Source organism: Aquimarina sp. 433 (assembly GCF_054054605.1).
The window spans coordinates 45,200-67,395 of the sequence record NZ_JBSWZK010000013.1 but is presented as its reverse complement, the minus strand read 5'-3'; the positions used below and the strand labels follow the sequence as shown (position 1 = coordinate 67,395).

Annotated in this window: 21 protein-coding genes; 7 read left to right on the top strand and 14 right to left on the bottom strand. The window is 32.5% G+C overall.

Going from position 1 to position 22,196, the window contains the following annotated elements; translation table 11 throughout:
• Positions 1–19 precede the first annotated feature (19 nt).
• Positions 20–907: a 3-hydroxybutyryl-CoA dehydrogenase gene (locus ACWNT5_RS21690; protein ID WP_456518555.1), complete on the bottom strand. Its 888-nt coding sequence runs from the start codon at positions 905–907 to the stop codon at positions 20–22.
• 77 nt (positions 908–984) lie between these two features.
• Positions 985–1,950 (bottom strand): Gfo/Idh/MocA family protein, encoded by a 966-nt coding sequence (locus tag ACWNT5_RS21685; RefSeq protein ID WP_456518554.1) that lies wholly within the window; start codon positions 1,948–1,950, stop codon positions 985–987.
• A gap of 144 nt (positions 1,951–2,094) precedes the next feature.
• On the opposite strand from ACWNT5_RS21685, the gene ACWNT5_RS21680 reads away from it, so the two are divergent.
• Entirely contained in the window at positions 2,095–2,742 is a 648-nt protein-coding gene (locus tag ACWNT5_RS21680) for a protein-L-isoaspartate(D-aspartate) O-methyltransferase (RefSeq protein ID WP_299602403.1), read from the top strand.
• Positions 2,743–2,772: 30 nt separating this feature from the next.
• Here ACWNT5_RS21680 and smpB read toward each other — a convergent pair whose 3' ends face one another.
• Both smpB and ACWNT5_RS21670 read right to left on the bottom strand, forming a co-directional pair.
• On the bottom strand, positions 2,773–3,234 hold the full coding sequence (gene smpB / locus ACWNT5_RS21675) for an SsrA-binding protein SmpB (protein WP_299602401.1): 462 nt from the start codon (positions 3,232–3,234) through the stop codon (positions 2,773–2,775).
• A gap of 93 nt (positions 3,235–3,327) precedes the next feature.
• On the bottom strand, positions 3,328–3,684 hold the full coding sequence (locus ACWNT5_RS21670) for a DUF3887 domain-containing protein (RefSeq protein ID WP_299602400.1): 357 nt from the start codon (positions 3,682–3,684) through the stop codon (positions 3,328–3,330).
• Positions 3,685–3,902: 218 nt separating this feature from the next.
• On the opposite strand from ACWNT5_RS21670, the gene ACWNT5_RS21665 reads away from it, so the two are divergent.
• Positions 3,903–4,655 carry a DUF6503 family protein gene (locus ACWNT5_RS21665; RefSeq protein WP_456518553.1) on the top strand — a complete coding sequence of 251 codons (753 nt, stop codon included), beginning with the start codon at positions 3,903–3,905 and terminating at the stop codon, positions 4,653–4,655.
• Here ACWNT5_RS21665 and ACWNT5_RS21660 read toward each other — a convergent pair.
• Both ACWNT5_RS21660 and ACWNT5_RS21655 read right to left on the bottom strand, forming a co-directional pair.
• Positions 4,652–5,164: a SixA phosphatase family protein gene (locus ACWNT5_RS21660; protein ID WP_456518552.1), complete on the bottom strand. Its 513-nt coding sequence runs from the start codon at positions 5,162–5,164 to the stop codon at positions 4,652–4,654. The two genes, ACWNT5_RS21665 and ACWNT5_RS21660, sit on opposite strands and share 4 nt — an antisense overlap.
• A gap of 11 nt (positions 5,165–5,175) precedes the next feature.
• Positions 5,176–6,327, bottom strand: coding sequence for an esterase-like activity of phytase family protein (locus ACWNT5_RS21655; protein ID WP_456518551.1), 1,152 nt, complete (start codon positions 6,325–6,327; stop codon positions 5,176–5,178).
• A gap of 146 nt (positions 6,328–6,473) precedes the next feature.
• Between ACWNT5_RS21655 and ACWNT5_RS21650 the strand changes: the two genes are divergently transcribed.
• Complete coding sequence (locus ACWNT5_RS21650; RefSeq protein ID WP_299602392.1) at positions 6,474–6,752, top strand: hypothetical protein; 279 nt, start codon at positions 6,474–6,476, stop codon at positions 6,750–6,752.
• 78 nt (positions 6,753–6,830) lie between these two features.
• Here the strand turns inward: ACWNT5_RS21650 and ACWNT5_RS21645 are convergent, their stop codons facing one another.
• The 4 genes from ACWNT5_RS21645 to ACWNT5_RS21630 form a co-directional block, all read right to left on the bottom strand.
• Positions 6,831–8,105, bottom strand: a complete 1,275-nt coding sequence (locus tag ACWNT5_RS21645; protein ID WP_456518550.1) for a cellulase family glycosylhydrolase — start codon at positions 8,103–8,105, stop codon at positions 6,831–6,833.
• A gap of 257 nt (positions 8,106–8,362) precedes the next feature.
• Positions 8,363–8,488, bottom strand: coding sequence for a hypothetical protein (locus ACWNT5_RS21640; protein ID WP_299602388.1), 126 nt, complete (start codon positions 8,486–8,488; stop codon positions 8,363–8,365).
• Between the two features lie 57 nt (positions 8,489–8,545).
• Positions 8,546–9,031, bottom strand: a complete 486-nt coding sequence (locus tag ACWNT5_RS21635; RefSeq protein ID WP_299602386.1) for an acyl-CoA thioesterase — start codon at positions 9,029–9,031, stop codon at positions 8,546–8,548.
• Between the two features lie 48 nt (positions 9,032–9,079).
• Complete coding sequence (locus ACWNT5_RS21630; protein WP_299602384.1) at positions 9,080–9,676, bottom strand: TetR/AcrR family transcriptional regulator; 597 nt, start codon at positions 9,674–9,676, stop codon at positions 9,080–9,082.
• A gap of 230 nt (positions 9,677–9,906) precedes the next feature.
• Between ACWNT5_RS21630 and ACWNT5_RS21625 the strand changes: the two genes are divergently transcribed.
• Positions 9,907–11,868 carry an endonuclease gene (locus ACWNT5_RS21625; RefSeq protein ID WP_456518549.1) on the top strand — a complete coding sequence of 654 codons (1,962 nt, stop codon included), beginning with the start codon at positions 9,907–9,909 and terminating at the stop codon, positions 11,866–11,868.
• Positions 11,869–11,870: 2 nt separating this feature from the next.
• On the opposite strand, the gene ACWNT5_RS21620 is transcribed toward ACWNT5_RS21625, so the two are convergent.
• Together ACWNT5_RS21620 and clpB are read right to left on the bottom strand one after the other, a co-directional pair.
• On the bottom strand, positions 11,871–12,521 hold the full coding sequence (locus ACWNT5_RS21620; RefSeq protein WP_299602382.1) for a hypothetical protein: 651 nt from the start codon (positions 12,519–12,521) through the stop codon (positions 11,871–11,873).
• A 211-nt stretch (positions 12,522–12,732) separates the two neighbouring features.
• Positions 12,733–15,333 (bottom strand): ATP-dependent chaperone ClpB, encoded by a 2,601-nt coding sequence (gene clpB, locus ACWNT5_RS21615; protein WP_299602380.1) that lies wholly within the window; start codon positions 15,331–15,333, stop codon positions 12,733–12,735.
• Between the two features lie 358 nt (positions 15,334–15,691).
• On the opposite strand from clpB, the gene ACWNT5_RS21610 reads away from it, so the two are divergent.
• The 3 genes from ACWNT5_RS21610 (at position 15,692) to ACWNT5_RS21600 (ending at position 19,587) form a co-directional block, all read left to right on the top strand.
• Complete coding sequence (locus ACWNT5_RS21610; protein WP_456518548.1) at positions 15,692–18,382, top strand: carbohydrate-binding protein; 2,691 nt, start codon at positions 15,692–15,694, stop codon at positions 18,380–18,382.
• Between the two features lie 122 nt (positions 18,383–18,504).
• Complete coding sequence (ytxJ, locus tag ACWNT5_RS21605; RefSeq protein WP_299602376.1) at positions 18,505–18,900, top strand: bacillithiol system redox-active protein YtxJ; 396 nt, start codon at positions 18,505–18,507, stop codon at positions 18,898–18,900.
• Positions 18,901–18,933: 33 nt separating this feature from the next.
• The gene (locus ACWNT5_RS21600) at positions 18,934–19,587 is read left to right on the top strand and encodes a VOC family protein (RefSeq protein WP_299602373.1); all 654 of its coding nucleotides are present in this window, start codon (positions 18,934–18,936) and stop codon (positions 19,585–19,587) included.
• On the opposite strand, the gene ACWNT5_RS21595 is transcribed toward ACWNT5_RS21600, so the two are convergent.
• Together ACWNT5_RS21595 and fahA are read right to left on the bottom strand one after the other, a co-directional pair.
• Positions 19,584–20,771 (bottom strand): hypothetical protein, encoded by a 1,188-nt coding sequence (locus ACWNT5_RS21595; protein WP_456518547.1) that lies wholly within the window; start codon positions 20,769–20,771, stop codon positions 19,584–19,586. The genes ACWNT5_RS21600 and ACWNT5_RS21595 overlap by 4 nt on opposite strands.
• Before the next feature lie 103 nt (positions 20,772–20,874).
• Positions 20,875–22,155 (bottom strand): fumarylacetoacetase, encoded by a 1,281-nt coding sequence (gene fahA, locus ACWNT5_RS21590; RefSeq protein WP_299902149.1) that lies wholly within the window; start codon positions 22,153–22,155, stop codon positions 20,875–20,877.
• Positions 22,156–22,196 lie beyond the last annotated feature (41 nt).

Genomic DNA, 22,196 nt, shown 5'->3' with positions numbered 1-22,196 from the left:
TATGAATTGATACTATATCCTATAAGAATTGTTTAGCTACTTTTTCAGCTTTTCGGCTTTCTGAGTAATCATAAAAACCTTCTCCACTTTTTACTCCTAATTTACCAGCCATTACCATATTAACTAATAATGGGCAAGGTGCATATTTAGGATTTTTAAATCCATCATACATTACATTTAAAATGGATAGACATACATCTAATCCTATAAAATCTGCTAATTGTAACGGACCCATCGGGTGTGCCATACCTAATTTCATCACAGTATCAATTTCTGATACTCCAGCAACACCGTTGTATAATGTCTCTATAGACTCATTGATCATTGGCATTAGAATTCTGTTAGCTACAAATCCTGGATAATCATTTACTTCTACAGGTACTTTACCTAAAGTTTTTGACATTTCCATAATAGTATTGGTCACTTCATCAGAAGTATTATAACCTCTAATGATTTCTACTAATTTCATTATCGGAACAGGATTCATAAAATGCATTCCGATTACCATGTCGGGTCTGTTAGTAACCGCAGCAATCTGAGTAATAGAAATTGAAGATGTATTGGTCGCCAATATTGTATCTTCTGGGCAAGCGTCACTTAATTCTCTGAAGATATTTAGTTTTAACTCTACATTTTCGGTAGCAGCTTCTACTACAAGTCCAGCATATTCTACTCCTTCTCTTATACTAGTGTAAGTAGAAATGTTTCCAAGAGTGGCTTCTTTATCCGCTTCAGAAATTTTTTCTTTAGCGATCATTCTATCTAGATTCTTTGTGATTGTTGCCAATCCTTTATCCAATGACTGCTGAGAGATGTCTATTAATTGAACTTTAAAACCTTTTTGTGCAAAAGTATGGGCAATTCCATTTCCCATTGTTCCCGCACCGATTACTGCTACGTTTTTCATGTATTATAGTTATAATTTTTCACTAATAACTAGTGAATGAGATGTTGTTTGTTTATGCTTTTTTTATGGATTGATATTTAGTGCCTGAAACACTCAATTATTTTTAATGCTACTTCTAATGCTTTTTTACCTTGAGTAAGGGAAACAATAGGTGTTGTGTCATTTTGTATAGCTTCTGCAAAAGTATCTAATTCGTCTAATATGGCGTTATTAGAAGGGATTTCAGGGTTATCAAAGTAAATTTGCTTTTTAACACCTTCTGCATTTTGCAAAATCATATCAAAATCTCCAGGATTCTCTGGAGCATCTTTCATTTTTACTACTTCACATTTCTTTTCAAAGAAGTCCACGGAGATATAAGCATCTTTCTGAAAGAATCTTGCTTTTCTCATATTCTTAAGAGAAATACGACTAGCTGTGAGGTTGGCTACACAACCGTTTTCAAATTCTATTCTAGCATTGGCAATATCAGGTGTTTCACTAATTACAGATACACCGCTTGCGCTAATATGTTTTACTTCAGAATGAACGACACTTAGAATTGCGTCAATATCATGAATCATAAGATCTAAAACCACAGGTACATCTGTTCCTCTAGGATTAAACTCTGCAAGTCTGTGCGCTTCGATAAACATAGGATTAACTATTTTATCAGCAACAGCGGTATAGGCAGGATTAAAACGTTCTACATGTCCAACTTGTCCTTTGACATTATGAGCTTTTGCTAATGCAATAAGCTTCTCAGCTTCTTCTACGGTATTGGTTATTGGTTTTTCTATAAAAACATGTTTTCCTGCTTCTATAGCTTTTTTGGCAACATCAAAATGAGCAAAAGTAGGTGTTACGATATCTACTACATCTACAGCCTCTATTAATTCTTCGACAGAGTTAAAAAGTGTGTAACCAAATTCCTCGGAAATTGATTTTGCTTGTTTTTCACTGGAATCGTAGAAACCAGCGAGTTCGTAATTTTCGGATTGTTTTAGGAGACGTAAATGGATTTTACCTAAGTGTCCTGCGCCAAGTACTCCGGCTTTGAGCATAATTAAAGATTTTACACAAAAATAGTATTATTTATAAATTCTAAATCTTAATTCTATCTAAAATAAAAAATATTCATTTTAATGATAAGTTTCTTCTTTATTCTTTAAAATCTTTATGTAATTTTAGCCTGTTAATCTACCCTAATGAAATCTAAAGATACGCTAAAACACGCTGGAAAGAGAAAGCAACTAGTTGATATATTAGTTGGTAAAGGCATTAAAGATACATCCGTTTTGGAAGCAATTAATACTATTCCTAGACATTTGTTTATGGATTCTAGTTTTGATGATCATGCTTATCAGGATAAAGCTTTTCCTATCGGAGCGGATCAAACGATATCGCAGCCATACACGGTTGCATTTCAATCAGAACTATTACAGGTAGAACGAGGAGATAAAGTATTGGAGATAGGAACTGGATCTGGCTATCAAACAGCAGTGTTGTGTGAGCTAGGATGTAAAGTTTATAGTATAGAAAGACAGCAAGAATTGTTTAAAAAGACGAAGCTGTTTTTGCCTAAATTAGGATATAGACCGAAACATTTATCTTTTGGAGATGGTTATAAGGGATTAGAAGAATTTGCACCTTATAAAGGGATTATAGTTACTGCTGGTGCTCCTTATGTTCCAAAGCCATTATTAGCTCAATTAGAAATAGGAGGTAGGTTGGTTATTCCTGTAGGTAATGATCCGCAAATAATGACTTTATTTATCCGAAAAAGTGATACCAAATTTGAGAAACATGAGTTTGGAGAATTCCGCTTTGTACCTTTATTAGAAAATAAAAATTAATAATTTGTATAAAGTTTCTGTGGTAGAAGGCTACTTGTAATTCTTTTTTATTCGATCCAGCGCGCGTTTATTGTCTCTATCTTTAATTGTTTCTCTCTTATCGTATAGTTTTTTACCTCTGGCGAGTACAATATCAAGTTTAGCTAGTCCTCTATCATTAATGAACAGTCGCGTGGGGATAATGGTGAGTCCTGAATTTTTAACTTCTTTTTCGAGCTTTTTTAATTCTTGTTTATTTAATAATAATTTGCGTTCACTTTTTGGATTATGATTAAAATAAGTAGCATGAGAATACTCTTCTATATGCATGTTGATTACAAAAAGTTCTCCTCCGTTATGAAACTCACAGAAACTTTCAGCAATACCAGCTTTACCTTCTCTAATTGCTTTTATTTCTGTTCCTGCTAATTTGATTCCAGCAGTATATTTATCCAAAAATTCATATTCGAATTTGGCCTTTCTGTTTAGTATATTGATTTTATTTTTGTTCATATGGTAATGCAGAATGTTTGCAAAGAGTACAAAAATACAAAAGCTTTCTATATAGAAAGCTTTGTAAATTATAATATATGATTAGAATCTTTTTTAAGGTTCTTGAAATTGTATCGTTGCTATTTTTCCGTCAGGATTTAATTTTAACTCCATAACCAAACTAATATTATCAAAAGCAGCTGTGTAACTATTAATACCTTCTGCAGATTCTATAAAAGTTACTGTATTTAAATTTCCAAATTGCGAATGACATCCTTTAATAAAACGAGTAACTCCTTCTTTGGTCATTTCCTCTTGCATTTCGGTAGCGTACAAATCAAAAACAGCATCTATATTTTGGGCATTGAAATTTTCCTGAAAAGCCTTTGTAGCTTTTTCATAAGCAGCGGAATCTTGCGCTAGTATTGGCTGGATAGCAAATCCAACCAAAAAAAGTAATAAATATTTCATAATGTTCATAGATTTTAGGCACTGCAAATTAATTATCTTTTTGAAGATTTAAAAAAAAATAAACTTAAAATTAGGTATTGTTATGAAAGTTTTACTTTCAAGAATAGACTTAGGAGATATTAGTTTTGCAACTTTCTAATCATATATTAGTTTAACAAAACTCTTACAAATTTGAAATTGGTAAAAAGTATTTTAGCACAATAATAAATCAAGATTTTATGAAGAAGTTCATACTATTTACAATGGTATTGTTTTTAATGTCTTTTGATATTCTAGTAGATCAATATTCTGCGCAAGAGATTATCGATAAAACAATAAGTGCAGCTGGAGGAGCTAAATTTGATGCCGTTAAAATACGTTTCAATTTTAGAGATAAAGAATATATAAGTACAAGAGATCATGGGAATTATCTTTTAGAAAGAAAGATCTTTGGTAAAGAAGGAATAGTTCATGATATTGTTGCGAACGATGGTTTGACCAGATCTGTAGAAAACTGTGTTGTTAACGTTGCAGATTCATTAATCACCAAAATTAGCGATGGGGTAAATTCGGTTCATTATTTTGCTAATTTACCCTATGGATTAAATGCTCCAGCTGTGAATAAGGAGTTAGTGGGTGAATCAAAAATTAATAATCTTCCCTATTATAAAATTAAAGTAACTTTTGATCAAGAAGGAGGAGGAACAGATTTTGAAGATGAGTTTTTATATTGGATTCATAAAGAAAAGTTCACTGTAGACTATCTCGCTTATAAATATGCCGTTGATGGAGGTGGAATACGTTTCAGACAGGCATATAACGATAGAGTTATTAAAAATATTCGTTTTGTGGATTACAACAATTACAAAACAGATGATATGTCAACTCCCTTATCGGATTTAGATGTACTTTTTGAAAAGGGAGCGTTAAAACTATTGTCCAAAATAGAACTCAAAGACATTTATGTATATGATGAAAATAATTTATTCTAATCGAAATTAAGTATCATATCTGTTATCACATCTTTTTGTAAAGAAATGATAAATAGTTTGTTGTAATCTTTTTCATCTATACTGCTATATTTTTTCTGTCCAATGATTTTATTAACAAAGGTTGGAGTTGAATTGCTATGTCCTACAATTACGGTTGTTTTTCCTTGCGTTTTTTGCTTAAAAGTTTCGTCATACGATTTCTTCGGATTGTATAATGCAATTTCTATATTTCTGTCCTTCGCTATTGGAGCAGCTGTCTGTAGTGTTCTTTTGTAATCTGTACTATAGACCATATCGATATGGATATCTTTTAAAATTTTTACCAATCTATTAGCTCTTGAAATACCTTCTTCGGTTAAATCAGGGTTTTTGTTCTCTGGATTACTTAGATCTTTTTCTGCATGCCTTACCAAGATATAGGTAGTCGTTGATGCTTCTTTATCGGTTTCTTGAGTATATCCGTATAGAGAAAATAAACAAAAGATAAAGATTGTTATATTGAGTTTCATAAGTTAGAATATTATGGTTTAACTAGTTCCAGTAAGATTAATTGATTTATTTGTTTTGAAATGGGACTAAAATTATTATCCGCCACTAAAATTAATGATTGATTTCCGTTTTCCAAAATGGGTCCGAGTGTTATGCCTTCGATATTATCCAAAATATTATTGGTTAATTGTGATCTAACGGTTTCAAAATCAAAAAGTAGTTCTTTTTTCGCTACCTTATATTCTTTATTTTGTAGCGTATCGAAAGGTAAAGTATTCGTGGTGTGTTCAATACTTGCAAGATATATTTTTACCGTATTTCCTTGTGTTCCATATCCTTCAGAATATGCTCGTTCTATTACAATAAATTCATTTTGGGATAATTGTAGGAGACAAGTAATTCCATTTACCCCAAAATTGCCTTTAGGATCTTTTGTTAATTTATCCAAAGGATAAGTAAACTGAAAATCTGCTTGATTTGTTTTCGTACTAAAATGAGTAATTCTAACAGGAGCTCCAGAATGATTAAAAGTAGGTTCATTACCATCCAATTCTAAAGGAAGTTCCATTGCTGCCCAATATCCATCATTTGTAATATCTGCAGCTAGTCCCTCAAAAACACCATTATGTCTAGGTCTATTTCTAGAATTTGTGTCCGTTAAAAAGTATGTAGGTAATGAAAAGCTTTCTGAGTAATTCCCATATGGGTCTGTAATAAAAATAGAAGGATTATAGTCGTTCTTAATAGAACCTTCACTAGCGAATATTAGCTTGTTTTTCCCAAAAGTTCGGATAGCTTCTAAATCGATTATGTTATTATTTAAAAATTGATGTATTGTGTCTTTTAGTTCTACAACTTCATTTATTTCCACCGAATTAAATTGATTGTTATCTAATAGAATAGAAGCCTTGTAATATCTAGGTTTTTTTGCATCATCACATACGAGGTAATAAGATTTATCATCTTTGCTATAATCGATACCTGATAATCCCCCTATTTTGGATTCGTTAAAAATGGTATCGTTATAAATTACATATTCGTCTAAGTAATTAATTAAGATTTTATTTTTATTAGAGTTCTTACTCGTGTTTTTGCAAGAAACTAGAAAAAAAAATATAGAAATAAATATGCTGAGTAATTTTAGTTTGGAGTGCATAATAGTAATGATATCAAGGGTATCCAAAAATACTATTTATATGTTTAGTTGTGATAGCATTTTTGATGAAATTGAATAGAGTTAAGAAAAATTGTTTTAGAGATACTTACTAGTAGTACGAAACAAGATATTTGTATCATAACTTTAAAAAAACAATGATGAAAAAAACAATGATGAAAAAAACAATCTTTACCTTATTATTAGTTGGATCATTTTGTATTTCTTGTGATGGAGATGATGTCGAAGACGCAGCTTGTGACGTAGCAGAAGACGCTTTACAACTATCTGTAGAAGCTGCTATAGAAGCATATGAAGCAGATCAGAATGAAACAACTTGTCAAGCTATAAAGGATACAGTAGAGGAGTATAGAGATTTAGAATGTACTAGTGAACTGGCATATGCAGATGAATTGGCACTTTTGCCTTTGGATTGTGCTAATGCTGGAAATTAGAGATTTTTTTTAGTGTGATAAGTTAAAAGACCTTTCAATTATAAAACTGAAAGGTCTTTTTTTGCGTTATGGTACTCTTTAAATCTTTATAAATTTTGTAGTGGCACTGCTATTATTGCCATTCACTTGTAAAATATATTTACCAGTTGTTAAAGTGGTAATATCTATTTGTGGATTATCTTGATTAACATTTCTTGAGAGTACAGACCTTCCATTCATATCAAAAACTGTAATGTCATCGATGATAGTAGAAGAGTTAATAGATAGGATGTTTTTTACAGGATTTTGTTGCAATGATAGTTTCTCTGATCCAATTACGAAATCATCTGTACTTAGTGTTTGTGCTCTAGAAAGAATGTGATTTCTTATAAACGTTCCAGATGTAGTTAAGTTACCATTAAGAAGTCCTTGTAATCCTTGATTTGGGCTTACTACACACGAATCTTCATTTTTATGTGATACCGTCCAGTTTACGTAACTAATGTTATTTTGAATCATAAAGTCGATCCATATTTGAGATTCTTGAGGATTATAACCACCATCTCCACTAGCATCCGTAGTTCCCCATTCGGTTACAAATAAAGCAATACCATCATTCATAGCTGCTAAGGCACGATCTCGTAAAAATTGTTTATGTGTATTAGCGTAGAAGTGTAGTGTATAGGCTAAATTAGGATCTCCCGTTATTGGATTCGCGGCAGCTTGATCTACATCCTGAGACCAAGTTGGACTACCAACAATAATAAGGTTATCAGGATCTTTGGATCTAATACCAGTGATCACTTCTTGAGCATAACTTTTTACATCATTCCAAGATTGACTAATAGGTTCATTATAAATTTCATAAATCACATGATCATTAGATCCATATAATTCTGCCATTTCAGTAAAAAAAGCAACTGCTTCATCTGTATATACTTCTGCTGCATGTGTATGCCAATCGATAATTACATACACTCCTTTGGCGATAGCAGCATCGATCACTGTTCTTATTTTGGCTTTTTGAGCAGCGGTATTGTCAATATATCCGGTACCTCCATCCCAGGTTTCTTTTACTCCAAGTGCGGCTCTTATAATTGGACTTTGCCAGTCATCTGCAAGATGATTAACTGTTTGACTATTATAAAAATCTCCTCCATCTCCGGCATTACTCCAAAAAAGACTCATACCAGCTAGACTTATTTTATCACCGTTTTCTGCAGTAACATGACTTCCATTGACTTGTAGTCTTCCATATCTTTCTACGGGAGTTTGAGCAATAGTGTAATTAAAAAATGAAAATAAAAATAAAGTGCAGGTAATAAGAAAAAAAGATTTTTTTGATGTTTTTAAGTGTGTAAAGTTTAGTTTCATGATGTGTGTTTGAGACGTTATTAAAACTGGTTAACAATATCTCCACATAACGAACTTAATCTTCATTTAGTATAGAATATCTGTGATTTAGTAAAAAGGAATATGTTTTATGGATGTAAAACTAAATACATTAATTAAAATTGAAATCGGCCTGATTTAATTTCTTAAATAACAATAAGCAGTAAAAGTCGTATTTCCCAAGTATAAAGAAATACGACTTTGATTTATATTGATATTTTCAAATTACTTTGAAAATATTATCCAAACACTCCTAATTTCCAGGCTACTACTGCCATGGATAAAATTGCAATTATAAAAAATGCAATAAAAAAATAAGAACTTCTCTTCTTGTGAGAGGAGCCAAGATTGTCAGAAGTTTTCATAAATGGTTAGATTTTGTTGATTGATGTATATTATAAGACTGCTCTCCAGAAGATATGTTACACTTTTTGTGGTTTTAATTGAGAAATTCTTTCATTAAATGAAAGTGATTTAATTGGATTTACAATGGATGTAAATAATTCCATCAATTCATTCGTGTGATTCCATCGTTTTTGTTTTAGTAAATTAAAGTGAACAAAAGAACTCCACATCACAGCTTTTAATTCGGTTTTATCGTGATTCCACATGCGTATCTCTACATGTAGTTCATTTTCTGTAAGGGAAAAAAGCTGAGAGTCTATAATAATATCTTCCATAAGAAATGCAGGACGTAAATAAGCAATTTGATTTGTTCCAACTACCCAACTTATTCCTTGAGTTCGGGCCATTTTAAAAAGATCTAAATTGTAATTACTTATGATTTGATCCTCTCTGGCATTAATCATATAGTTTATATATTCAGCATTATTGAGGTGGTTGAAGGGATCGCAGTGCTGAAATCTGATTTTAGCATTACTTTCTAAGGTTTTTGGTAATGTTGTCATAACTTTTAAGTTTTATACCGATTGGTATATTAATGTTTAAAAAAATATTTAGAGATTCAATTCGGATTGAATCATTGTATCTATTTGATCCATAGTTTGTAATAAGTAACTATTATCTTCCATAGTATGTGTCATAAATATGGCGCCAATAATCATAGTGTATAATCGTTTGGCATATAATTGAGAGTCTATATTGGGTTTTATTTCCTGTAATTCCTTTCCTTGATCAATTAGTAATGCAAGATTATTTTGAATTTTGTTTATGGTGTATTGAACATAATTAAAAAGCGCTGAATTTTGGTGTTTAGCATCTACGCCCATATTTAATACTGGACATCCTCCTAATTCCTGACTGAAATTATAATAGTTTCTATAAAAATCGGAGATTAAAAAGAGTTTTTGGATTGGTGAGTTACTTAAAGATTGATGCTCCGTAATTCGTCTGAGCATACTTTTTACTGTCATGGTAAAAGCAGCGACGGCTAGTTCTTCTTTATTTTTGAAATTACCGTAAATAGCTCCTTTGGTTAAACCTGTTGCTTTTGTAATATCACTAAGGCTTGTGGCTGCATATCCATTTTTATTAAAAATAGGCGCAACGGTCTCTATAATAAATTCAGTAGTTTTTTCAGCTTTAGTGTACATCAATATTTAATTACAGAATCAAATATAATGAATAATATACCAATTGGTATATTGTGTTTTTAATTTAACATATTATGCTTTTTTAGAACTCGAATTCTTTTCTAATTTTTTAATAATAAGATAATCTAATAAACTACTTATTATACGTATCTTGTTCTGCTATTATTTTATGAATATAATATATGGTAAGCTGCAGTAATATAGTAACTTATCATTAAAAAATTAAGTTTGTGAAACATCTTTATGTTACAATTTTTGTCTGTTTACTAATGGAATTGTCGTTTGGGCAATTAGTAATTAACGAATTAGATTCGGATACTCCTAGCACGGATACACAAGAATTTATCGAACTAAAATCGGATAATCCAAATTTCTCTCTAGACGGATTCGTTTTAGTTCTTTTTAATGGTTCAACGAGTGGAGGAGATTCTAGTTATTTTAGTTTAGATTTGGATGGTTTTACTACAGATGCAAATGGTGTTTTTTTAGTAGGTGGACCAGAAGTTTCACCAGTTCCTGATTTGATGTTATCCGAAAATACTATCCAAAACGGAGCGGATGCTGTGGCTGTTTATATAGGAAATGGTACTGATTTTCCAGAAGGTACGTTGGCAACTACCAATAATTTAATTGATGCCTTAATTCATGATACGGACGATGCTGATGATATGGGACTAATGACCTTATTAGGACTTACCGAACAAATTAATGAAGACGAAAATAACAATAAAACTACGGAGTCGATTCAACGTAATGCAGATGGTACTTATACAGTAACTACCCCTACACCAGGAGCTCTTAATGATGGGAGTGGTATTCAGTTTAATAGAATATCCATCTCAACAAATGCGGAGAGTTATGATGAAGGAGACGTTATTGATATGGTTTTTACTACAGAAACAAATGCTACTAGCGATCTTACCTTTGAGGTTTCAATTACCAAAGGAAATTTTACAACTGATGATTATTCTGGGAGTACCTCGGTAACGATTCTTAACGGAACAAATACAATAACCAACTCTATACAATTGATAGATGATGTGGATGATGAAGGAGATGAGGTAATGAAAATTACATTTGGAACTATTCCAGATGATTTTAAACTTACTAATGACAATAAAGAACTCAGGATAGTTGATAATGATTTTGCTGTTGCTTCTTGGGGAACTCCTTTGAATCCTACATATGGTAATGTTACTACTACAGCGCCAGAAGATTATTATAATGCTATAGAAGGATTATCAGATGGAGTTTTGGTTCAGGGAATCCAGGATATTATAGCAGATCCTTCAGTCGTGAGAGCCCAAACGTACACGGACATTATCGATATTTTAAAAGAAGCTGATCAGAGTCCGTTAAATAGTAATCAAGTTTGGTTGTTGTATACAGAACAACAACGCCCTAAATTAGATTTTCAGTCTAGTGGAGGGAGTAATGTAGGAAAATGGAATCGAGAACATACATATCCAAGATCTAGAGGTGGTTTTAATAGCATAGAAGAAGATGATATAGCAGATGGTATAGATGTCTTTACAGTAACCAGACCAGATTCATTAAGACATGCTAATTCAGATGCCCATGGATTGAGAGCTACAGATGGTCCAGAGAATAGTTCTAGAGGAAATCAGGATTATGGAGAATATAGTGGCCCATCTGGAAATCAAGGAAGTTGGCAAGGAGATGTAGCACGTAGTATCTTTTTTCTTACCGTACGTTATAATGGATTAGATGTAGTGAGTGGTAATCCAGATAATTCTACTGTTGGTCAATTAGGTGATTTAACAACCTTATTGGATTGGCATCGTAATGATCCACCAGACGATTTTGAGATGAATAGAAATAATGTTATTTATACCTGGCAATTTAATCGCAATCCGTTCATAGATCAACCAGATCTGGTAGAGTATATTTGGGGTAACAATGTAGGGCAACCGTGGTCGAATACGTTATCAGTTTCAGAAAATATACAATCACAGTTTCTAATATATCCTAACCCAGCAAGAGATTATATAACATTCCAAACAAATGGAAGAGAAGGAAGGTTAGAGATTTTTGATACACTAGGTAAGATATTAATAACACAACCTATTGCAGAGAATACAAGGGTAAACCTCAATCTTTCTCCAGGCGTTTATTTTGCTAAAATGTATTATGATCAACAATCAGAAACTAAAAGAATTATAATTCATTAAAATTAGTTTCTACCAAGACTTCCATAAATAACATCATCTGATATTATTTTTGCAATACTTCTTGGTAGAGCACAAGTATCAACCATTTCTGTATTTTGAAAATCTAATAGGATGTTATATTTTTCAAGAATTCTGCCAGCTTCTTCGCAATTAGTATTTTTGTTTCTTACATAGTTGGTCTTAGGGTTTTTACTTCTATTACTCCTAGTTTCGAAATCTTTGAATTGACATTTAATAGGAAGTAAATTATAAAAGTAGAATCGTTCTTCTAAGTTGAGAACAACATCTATTTTTTTAACTTTTTTCTTTTTTGAGTGCTTATAGTCTTTATATCGGACCTTGTGTTTAGAGAATTCGAAAAATAATTCATTATCCCAAACATAGTATTCATCTTCATAAGAAACTCTCCCTTGGGTATACCGATGTACAATAAGTTTTAATTCCCTACTATTATAATAGAATGTAATGGAGCCTTTTTCCAGAGATTCTTCACAGGTATAATCGGTATAAAATTGTCTAAGTGTATTATTATCTACTAATTCTCTAATTAATGAATACTTGTTCTTAATATCAGCAAAAATTTCTTTCTTACTTTGAGCAAAAGTTAAAGTGCATGCGCAGAGGTAGATATATACAATTAAAGCTGGTTTCATCGATGGCAAGTTACTTAAAAGTTCATCTCACGTAAGAAAATTTTATCAACTATGTAAGAATGTATTTGTTAATAACTACGGTAAAACCGTAATATCAAGTGTTTTCATATAGATAGAGATGATCAAAAGTTTTTTAATAAAACGAGAAAAGGGCAAATTTTACTAAAATTTGCCCTTCATAAAGGTATATATTTAAAACAATTACAGTTTATTACATCACAAGATCTGTTTGATTTCGAAATACCAAATTGTTATCAAATTCATCCAATAATATAATACTATCGGTAGATACTTTTCCCGCAAGGATTTCTTTGGAAAGCGCATTCAACACTTCTTTTTGTATCGTTCTTTTTACAGGTCTTGCACCAAATTCTGGTTGGAACCCTTTTTTAGATAAAAAGTTAATCGCTTCTTCAGTAGCATCTAAGGTAATATTTTGTTGTGCCAACATTACTGAAACATTTTTTAGTTGCAATCTCACGATTTCTTGGATGTTTGCTTTAGTTAATGGAGTAAACATAATGATATCGTCAATTCTATTAAGAAATTCTGGACGTACAGCTTGTTTCAGTAGGCCTAATACTTCGATTTTAGCACTTTCCATTGCAGTGTCTATATCTTTGATAGCTTCAAACTTTTCCTGAATAATATGGCTTCCCATATTGCTGGTCATAATAATAATTGTATTTCTAAAATCAGCAGTTCTTCCTTTATTATCTGTTAAACGACCTTCATCTAGTACTTGTAATAAGATATTAAACGTATCTGGATGTGCTTTTTCAATTTCGTCTAACAGTACAACAGAGTATGGTTTTCTTCTTACTGCTTCTGTAAGTTGTCCTCCTTCATCATATCCTACATATCCAGGAGGTGCACCAACTAATCTGCTCACTGAATGTCGCTCCTGATATTCGCTCATATCAATTCGAGTCATGGCACTTTCATCATTAAATAAGTATTCTGCCAATGCCTTAGCAAGTTCGGTTTTACCAACTCCTGTGGTTCCTAAGAATAAGAAAGAACCAATTGGCTTTTTCTGATCTTGTAATCCTGCACGGCTTCGTCTAACAGCATCACTTACTGCCTGAATTGCTTCAGATTGCCCAACGACACGCTTTTGTAACTCTTTTTCTAAAACTAAAAGTTTTTCACGATCACTTTGTAACATTTTAGTTACAGGAATTCCGGTCCATTTGGCAACAACCTCTGCAATATCATCATTAGTAACTTCTTCTTTAATCAAAGAAGATTTATGTTGTTGTTGACTCAATTGTTCTTGTAATACTTCTAAATTTTCCTGAGCATCTTTAATTTTTCCATAGCGTAATTCTGCTACTTTTCCATAATCACCGTTACGTTCTGCCCGTTCTGCTTCAAGTTTATATTCTTCAATGGCAGTTTTAGTATTCTGAATAGCGTCTACAACTTCTTTTTCGCTTTGCCATTTGGAGAAAATCTCATTGCGTTCTTCTTTAAAGTTTGCTAAATCTGCATTTAAAGATTTTAGTTTTGAAGCATCATTTTCACGTTTAATCGCTTCAATTTCAATTTCTAATTGCATAATCTTTCGATCTAATACGTCTAGCTCTTCAGGTTTAGAATTGATTTCCATTCTAAGTTTAGAAGCAGCTTCATCCATCAGATCAATAGCTTTGTCTGGTAAAAAACGATTTGTTATATATCGTTGAGAAAGTTCTACCGCGGCAATAATTGCTTCATCTTTAATTCTTACTTTATGATGTGTTTCGTATTTTTCTTTGATTCCTCTAAGAATAGAGATAGCACTTTCTGTGTCGGGTTCATCAACTACAACCTTTTGGAAACGTCGTTCTAATGCTTTGTCTTTTTCAAAGTATTTTTGATACTCATCTAATGTAGTTGCTCCAATAGCTCTTAGTTCTCCTCTCGCTAATGCAGGTTTTAGAATATTTGCCGCGTCCATAGCACCTTGACCTCCGCCAGCACCCACTAGCGTATGTATTTCATCAATAAACAACACGATATTACCATCGCTGGCAGTAACTTCTTTAACAACTGCCTTTAATCGCTCTTCAAACTCTCCTTTGAACTTTGCACCAGCAATTAGTGCTCCCATATCTAAAGAATAAATTTGTTTATCCTTTAAGTTTTCTGGAATGTCTCCTGCTATAATCCTATGCGCTAATCCTTCTGCAATGGCCGTTTTTCCTGTTCCAGGTTCTCCTACCAGCATAGGGTTATTTTTTGTTCTTCTGGATAAGATTTGTAGAATTCTACGAATCTCTTCATCTCTTCCAATAACAGGATCTAGTTTACCATTTTCAGCTAATTCATTTAAGTTTTTAGCATATTTACTCAAGGATTGATAGGTTTCTTCGGCACTTTGTGAAGTAACTCTTTCTCCTTTTCTAATTTCATTAATCGCTTCTTTTAGATGCTTTTCGGTAACTCCTTGATCCTTTAAGATTTGACCAATCTTACTTTTAGATTTAAAAATTGCAATGATCAGATGTTCAATAGAAACGAATTCATCTTGCATCGATTTAGCAATAATACTAGCTTCATTAAGAGATTTTCCCGCTTCTCGAGATAATTGCATATCTCCTCCATTTACCTTTGGAAAACTTTCTAAAGTACTATCTAATACCTGTTGTAAAATAGTAATATTTACATTTAGTTTTTTTAACAAGAAAGGAAGCACATTTTCATCTACATTAAATATAGCTTTAAAGATGTGTTCGTTTTCTATTTGTTGATGACCATAACTCTGAGCAAGCTGTTGGGCTTGCTGTATAGCCTCTTGTGATTTTATAGTGAAATTATTGAAATTCATAGTGTATCTTTTTGTTTTGAACTAGCTAAAATCAAATAGCATTCCTTTGTTATACAAATGCCAAAATGTCGTGAAACCTCTTGTTTTTTGTGACGTTTTGTCTTTTTTGTGTTGTAGATTTGATTTGTTACTAGCAACCTTAAGATAATTAATTTATACAAATGCTATCGTAGTATCTAAGTATTTTATTTGTCATAGATAGATGATACTTTTTTTAAATATTATAGATAAGTTGACATATTCTCAATCATTCCGAACGAATTCTAGTTTTACATAGTAGCCCTTATGATAAGTGATATATTTTCAACCAAAATTGGAAAAAAAGAGGTCATTAGCCTCTAAAAAAACAACTAATCACATGGACGCTTTTAAACAAACACTCATAGTATGTATTGCGATGTTATTTTTATCTAATAGTACTGCGTATTCAAGAGATATTTATGTAGCTATGGATGGGGATGATGCTAATAATGGATCTATAGACAATCCTTACAAGACAATAACTAAAGCAGCATCTGTAGCTGTTGCTGGAGATATCGTATATATTAGAGAAGGTACTTATGAAGAGATACTCAAACCTTCGAATTCAGGTACTGCTGGAAATCCAATTGTATTTACATCATATCCTGGTGAAAAAGTGATTATTTCTGCAATGCAATCACTTAGCGGATGGTCCAATGATTCTGGAACTATTTATAAAACAACGATAAATTTTGATTCGTTGGGACAAGAAAATTTTGTGATGAATGGAAGCACAGCATTAGATCTTGCTAGATGGCCAAATAATACAGACGGAGAACCTTTTACACTAAATTCTTTGCGTAATGACGGTGGAAGTGGGCCAGATGTGGTGAATAATGCTTTTTTAACTTCATCGCAAATCCCAAATATTGATTGGACTGGAGGTTCTGTATTTTTTTATGGTGATAAACCAGGATCTGGTTGGATTGCCTGGAAATCTTTTATTACATCAAGTTCAGCAGGAAGAGTAAATTTTAATCTAGACAAAAATCCAACATGGATTAGAACTTTTCATGCTCCCAGTGATTTTGGTGACTTTTATTTAGAAGGTGTAAAGGCAGCTCTTGATTATCAAAATGAATGGTGGTTTAACGAAAATACCAAAGAACTATTTGTACAATTACCGAATGGGAATGCTCCACAAGACGGTATGGTGCGAATGAGAAAACGAAGATTAACTATAGATCTTAATAATAGAAACTATATAGAAGTTAGAAATTTGGCTGTTTTTGGCGGAGCCATAGAGTTAAAGAACAATTCGAATAATAATGTGTTATTTGGAGTTTCTTCATTTTATGGTAATCATACACAAGGAATTTTTAGAGGATTTAATGCAGGAAAACCTAGCGTAGAGGTAAATGGTTCTAGAAATGTGATAGAAAAATGCGAGATAGCATTTAGCGCAGCTACTGGATTACGTTTGGGAGGACAGTTTAACGAAGTCCGTAACTCCTATATTCATGATTTTAATTATTTAGGATCTTATGATGCCCCTTTAGTTGCAAGAGGAGGAACTGATAATAAAATTTTGAACAATACTATTTTTAATGGAGGACGAGATGGTATCAATTTTAATGGAAACCGATGCGAGATTGCCTATAACGATGTATATCGAAGTAATTTAATAGCAGATGATTGTGCAACCTTTTATACCGTTGGTGGACCACAAAACACAGAAATACACCATAATTGGTTTCATGATACTGCTTCTCGCGGATCCAAAAATAAAGCAGCAGGGATTTATTTAGATAATGATGCAGAAGCTTTTTCTGTACATCATAATGTGGTTTGGAATACAGAATGGACAGGTGTTCAAATCAATTGGGATGGAAAAGATATAGATGTTTTTAATAATACCTTTTATAACAACTCTGATGAGATGGGAGCTTGGCATAAAGAAGGAACATCATTTACCAATGTGAAGGTATGGAATAATTTGGGCTTTAAAGGAGAATGGGAACCACAGTCAGATAAACAAAATAATATAGTCGTTAGTTCGGATTCTTATGTAAGTGTTGCCAATGGAAATTTCAACTTAAGTCAGGGATCTGCTGCCATAGATGCAGGAAGAGTAATCAATGGTATTACCGATGGATTTAATGGAGCTAATCCAGATGCCGGAGCATATGAATTTGATGGTGATAATTGGGTTGCAGGAATTGATTGGGATATCACTCTGGGGCCAAATGGATTAGGATGTTATGGCTTGCCAGGAGAAAATGAAAACTGTGTTCAAAATTGCACCAATCCTACTAATTGGTATGCAGATACAGATAATGATGGTTTAGGAGATAATACTGATGTTGTTTCTGCATGTACACAACCAACAGGATATGTATCTAACGCTGATGATGATTGTCCTGTAGATGAACTTAATACATGTACCATTTTACATATTATTCCTGGAATCATTGAAGCTGAAGAATATACGACAGCACAAGGTATACAGAGGGAAACTACAAGTGATACTGGTGGAGGAATGAATATTGGCTATATAGAAAATGGTGATTATACAACATATCAATCTTCTGTTGAAACTGATGGAACTTACGAAGTGTCTTTTAGAATAGCATCCAATTCCCAAGGAGGAACTATTAATATTTTGAATGATCAAACAGTAATAGGTTCTGTAGATGTTTCGAATACTGGAGGATGGCAAAGCTGGAATACAATTAGTACTTCTGTTAATCTTATCTCGGGTAATCAAAATATTCGATTTTCTTATAGTGGAGGGAACGGATTTTTATTTAACATCAATAGTATTGAGTTTTCTACTTCTACTTTATCTGTAGGTGATTTTGATTTAAAAGATGTGGTTGTGTTCCCTAACCCAGCAAAAACTTCAATATCGTTAATAGGTTTAAGAAAAGAACACGAGTTTAAAATTACAGACCTAACTGGAAGGGTAGTGAAGAAAGTAAAACTTTCTAATAAGATTACACAGGTTGATGTTTCCGAGCTTAGCAATGGCTTATATATACTTACAGAAAATAAGACCAAAGCAGTTTTAAAATTTATAAAATCATAGAATCCTTGATTGTATATTTGTTTTATTGGTATAGCGAGTTCTTAGGAACTCGCTATTTTTTTGGAATAGAAATCTAGCCGTAATTTTTAGTATTTTTGCACGACTTAATAAATAAAAATTGCATGGGATTATTCGGAAAAATATTTGGGTCAGAAGACAAAGAACCTAAAGAAGAAAAACAAGCCTTACCTTGGCAAGAATTGAAATCTTTGGAGCAATTAGATACAATTGCAGAAGCTTCAAAGAGTAAAACGCAAGCTATTTTTAAACATTCTACCCGTTGTGGGATTAGTAGAATGGTGATTAAAAATTTTGAAAGTAGTTTTGATGTTTCTGAAAATCAGGTAGACTTATATTATTTAGATTTATTAAATCACAGAGATATCTCATCCGAAATTGCGGCTAAATTTCAGGTGTATCATGAGTCTCCACAGTTTATCGTAATTAGAAATGGAGAAACAGTGCATCATGCTTCGCATAGCGCTATAGATGCTCAGGTATTGCATCAGTTTGTGTAGAGTATATCGATTACAAGTTAGCACTATTATTAAATGAAAATGGAAGTTGATCATATATTTATATTTTCTGATAATAATGGAAAAGAAGCAGACGATTTACTCAATTTTGGTTTCATAGAAGGTAGTAGTCGAGTTCATCCAGGGCAAGGCACTACAAATCGTAAGTTTTATTTCGAAAATTTCTTTCTTGAGGTTTTATGGGTTATCAATGAAAAAGAAATTCAAAATGATATTACTTCGCCAACGACGCTTTGGGAGCGTTCTCAATTTACTAAAAATGGTTACTCACGATATGGATTATGCTTGGTAAATTCGGAAGCTACAGATCAACTTTTTGAAAACAGCGAGGTGTATCAACCAGATTATTTCCCGAAAGGGATGTCGATAGACATCATCTCTAACAACGAAAATCCAGTGTTACCGTGGACTTTTAGGCTTCCTTACAGAAATGAAAAGAAGGCTAATAATGAACCTAAAATTCATTTAAACAGAATCAAATCATTAACTCAAGTTGAATTTGAAGTTAATACTATAGAAAAATATAAAGAGTTCACTAATTATTTTAGTGAGCTCTCAAATATATCGTTCATAAAGAGTAATCGATCTCATCTAACTCTTGAATTTGATAATCAAAAACAGGGAAATAACAAAGTTTTTTCTGAGTTAGGACTTACGATAAAGTATTAATTAAATCGATACCTAGTTATAATACTTTTTAGTTTATTCTTTAAGTCTTGACCAGAATCGTATACCATCTGTTCGTTAGTTGGGAATTGTACAGCTTGTAAGCCTGAATATCTAATTAAGTCATCATCTAAAGCACGTTTATCGCCATTATAATTAGCATAAATATGTTCAAAAACATAGGTGCTAGATAAAGGAAAAGCATCTAATAATTGTTTGGTGTTAAGATTACGATATTGAACGTTTCCGACCACTTGAGCCTCTTTAAACTGCATAAATTCATAATATTCGCATCTTACAGTAACCATTTTGTCGACCTTAATTTTCTTTCCATCTTCATCCAAAACGAAATCATCATTTTCATCTAATAGATATTCCCAACCATCTTTTATTAATTTTTCTCGTTCTAGTTGTCTTTCTCTAATCTGTTCTGGAGAGATATTTATTTCCCTAAAGGACACTTCCATTAAATAATCATAATTTATAGAACGTTGTGGTTCATTATGGTATACAGTCCATAAATCGTTTAATCCATATGTACTGAAATTTAATAAGTCATTTTCTAAACGCCTTGGGATGATCACATTGGTGTTGTTTTTCAAACTTACTTTTACAAAATCAGTTCCTTTAAAATGAGCTTCTTCAATTAAATCATTGGTGTTTTTATAGTTTGGATTAATTTTATTTAGATACACCAAATCATCATATACTTTGCGATAATCGCTTTTTCTTCTTGCTTTGGATAACAGGGATTTTGCACTATCATACAGATAGGTTGATAATTGTTCTTTTGTATTCAGAATTTCATCATCGTAATTATCAAAAGTAAAATTTGCATTACGCCCTTGTTCTACGTGGAATAGAGGTAATAACGGTCTAATTCTTTCTTGTCTGGTTTTAAGGGTGTTATAAGAGTTGTAAATACGTTCTAGATTAGCAGGATTTCCTTCTTTTTCCATAAAAGCGATCGCATTCATATCTCTATCTACAGCCTTGGCAAAAGCTTCTTCTAGGATAAGAATATAATCTTGCTTCCCTTTTTTGTGTTTATTAGTTCTTAATTTACTTACTGAAGTATTGATGGCTTGATCGTAGTTACCAGTATTTAATGCAGTAACCGTCTTTTTTTTACCACCACAGGAATATAAAGCAATAGTGATTAAAAATACAAGTAGTTTTCTTTTCATAATATCATGCGTTTGGGGGACACTTATTCAATTTTGATGCCAAAAGGTAACAAAAAAACCTCAAAGTCACTCTTTGAGGTTTTTATTTAAGAATTGTTGATCTTTATTTTTTAAATATTGGTAACAGTTTGGTAGACACTTCTCCAAATCCTATTCGAACACCATCTTTTTCACAATGCCCTCTCATAATTACGGTATCGTTATCTTCAATAAATTTACGACTTCCTCCTTCATCCAGTTGAACCGGTTTTTCTCCACGCCAACTAAGTTCTAACATAGATCCGAAAGAATCCGGAGTAGGACCGGAGATCGTTCCACTACCCATCATATCTCCAGAATTTACAGGACATCCATTAATTGTATGATGTGCTAGCTGTTGAGACATGTTCCAATACATATGTTTGAAATTACTTCTACAAACAACAGTTTCTTTTGCTTTTTCTGGTTGTATGGCTACCTCTAGATGAATATCAAAACTTTTATCGCCTTCATATTGTAAATAAGGAAGCTGCTCTTTGATAGGTTTTGGCCCTGCAACACGATAAGGTTCTAGTGCATCTAGTGTTACAATCCATGGAGAAATAGAGGAAGCAAAGTTTTTTGCTAAAAATGGTCCTAACGGAACATATTCCCATTTCTGAATATCTCTGGCACTCCAATCATTAAATAAAACTAAACCAAAAATATAATCCTCAGCTTCTTCAATAGGTATAGGTTCTCCTAGTAAATTGGCATCTGTAGTAATAAACGCCATCTCTAATTCAAAATCCACCAATCTAGATGGTCCAAAAATAGGTTTTTCGGTCCCATTTATAAGTTTTTGCCCTTGTGGTCTATGCACAGGAATTCCTGAAGGTATGATAGAACTACTACGACCATGATATCCTACTGGGATATGTAGCCAATTAGGTAATAACGCATTATCTGGATCCCTAAACATGGTTCCTACGTTAGTAGCATGCTCAATACTACTATAGAAATCTGTATAATCACCAACGGTAACTGGCAACTGCATTTCAATTTCATCTAGTGTAAAGAGCACAATTTTGCAATGTTCTTTATTCTTTTTTAGTGCATTATTTTTTGCATCAAAAATTTCAGCAATTCGATTGCGTACTAGTCTCCAGGTTTTTTTACCATCGGATATAAAATCATTCAAAGAATCTTGTAAAAAAATATCGTCGGTTAGAGGAATTCCTTCAAAATAACCTAGTTGATGCAAAGCACCAAGATCTATAGCAGTATCTCCAATTCTGGTTCCTATAGTAATGACGTCATCTCTGGTAAGGAATACGCCAAAAGGAATGTTTTGAATCGGAAAATCGGTATTTGTAGGAGTATCGATCCAGGTTTTTCTATTTGGGTTATTTGCTGTTATGGGCATTATTTTTCTTTTAATAAGTGTTGGTACTTCTTATGATCAAA

Bases quoted from the DNA above. Each gene is read 5' to 3' on its own strand.
- clpB (WP_299602380.1), bottom strand. From the start codon at position 15,333: ATGAATTTCAATAATTTCACTATAAAATCACAAGAGGCTATACAGCAA.
- ACWNT5_RS21640 (WP_299602388.1), bottom strand. From the start codon at position 8,488: ATGAAAACTTCTGACAATCTTGGCTCCTCTCACAAGAAGAGAAGTTCT.
- ACWNT5_RS21610 (WP_456518548.1), top strand. From the start codon at position 15,692: ATGGACGCTTTTAAACAAACACTCATAGTATGTATTGCGATGTTATTT.
- ytxJ (WP_299602376.1), top strand. From the start codon at position 18,505: ATGGGATTATTCGGAAAAATATTTGGGTCAGAAGACAAAGAACCTAAA.
- ACWNT5_RS21595 (WP_456518547.1), bottom strand. From the start codon at position 20,771: ATGAAAAGAAAACTACTTGTATTTTTAATCACTATTGCTTTATATTCC.
- ACWNT5_RS21650 (WP_299602392.1), top strand. From the start codon at position 6,474: ATGAAAAAAACAATCTTTACCTTATTATTAGTTGGATCATTTTGTATT.
- smpB (WP_299602401.1), bottom strand. From the start codon at position 3,234: ATGAACAAAAATAAAATCAATATACTAAACAGAAAGGCCAAATTCGAA.
- ACWNT5_RS21630 (WP_299602384.1), bottom strand. From the start codon at position 9,676: ATGTACACTAAAGCTGAAAAAACTACTGAATTTATTATAGAGACCGTT.
- fahA (WP_299902149.1), bottom strand. From the start codon at position 22,155: ATGCCCATAACAGCAAATAACCCAAATAGAAAAACCTGGATCGATACT.
- ACWNT5_RS21635 (WP_299602386.1), bottom strand. From the start codon at position 9,031: ATGACAACATTACCAAAAACCTTAGAAAGTAATGCTAAAATCAGATTT.
- ACWNT5_RS21665 (WP_456518553.1), top strand. From the start codon at position 3,903: ATGAAGAAGTTCATACTATTTACAATGGTATTGTTTTTAATGTCTTTT.
- ACWNT5_RS21600 (WP_299602373.1), top strand. From the start codon at position 18,934: ATGAAAATGGAAGTTGATCATATATTTATATTTTCTGATAATAATGGA.
- ACWNT5_RS21660 (WP_456518552.1), bottom strand. From the start codon at position 5,164: ATGAAACTCAATATAACAATCTTTATCTTTTGTTTATTTTCTCTATAC.
- ACWNT5_RS21690 (WP_456518555.1), bottom strand. From the start codon at position 907: ATGAAAAACGTAGCAGTAATCGGTGCGGGAACAATGGGAAATGGAATT.
- ACWNT5_RS21670 (WP_299602400.1), bottom strand. From the start codon at position 3,684: ATGAAATATTTATTACTTTTTTTGGTTGGATTTGCTATCCAGCCAATA.
- ACWNT5_RS21620 (WP_299602382.1), bottom strand. From the start codon at position 12,521: ATGAAACCAGCTTTAATTGTATATATCTACCTCTGCGCATGCACTTTA.
- ACWNT5_RS21680 (WP_299602403.1), top strand. From the start codon at position 2,095: ATGAAATCTAAAGATACGCTAAAACACGCTGGAAAGAGAAAGCAACTA.
- ACWNT5_RS21645 (WP_456518550.1), bottom strand. From the start codon at position 8,105: ATGAAACTAAACTTTACACACTTAAAAACATCAAAAAAATCTTTTTTT.
- ACWNT5_RS21685 (WP_456518554.1), bottom strand. From the start codon at position 1,950: ATGCTCAAAGCCGGAGTACTTGGCGCAGGACACTTAGGTAAAATCCAT.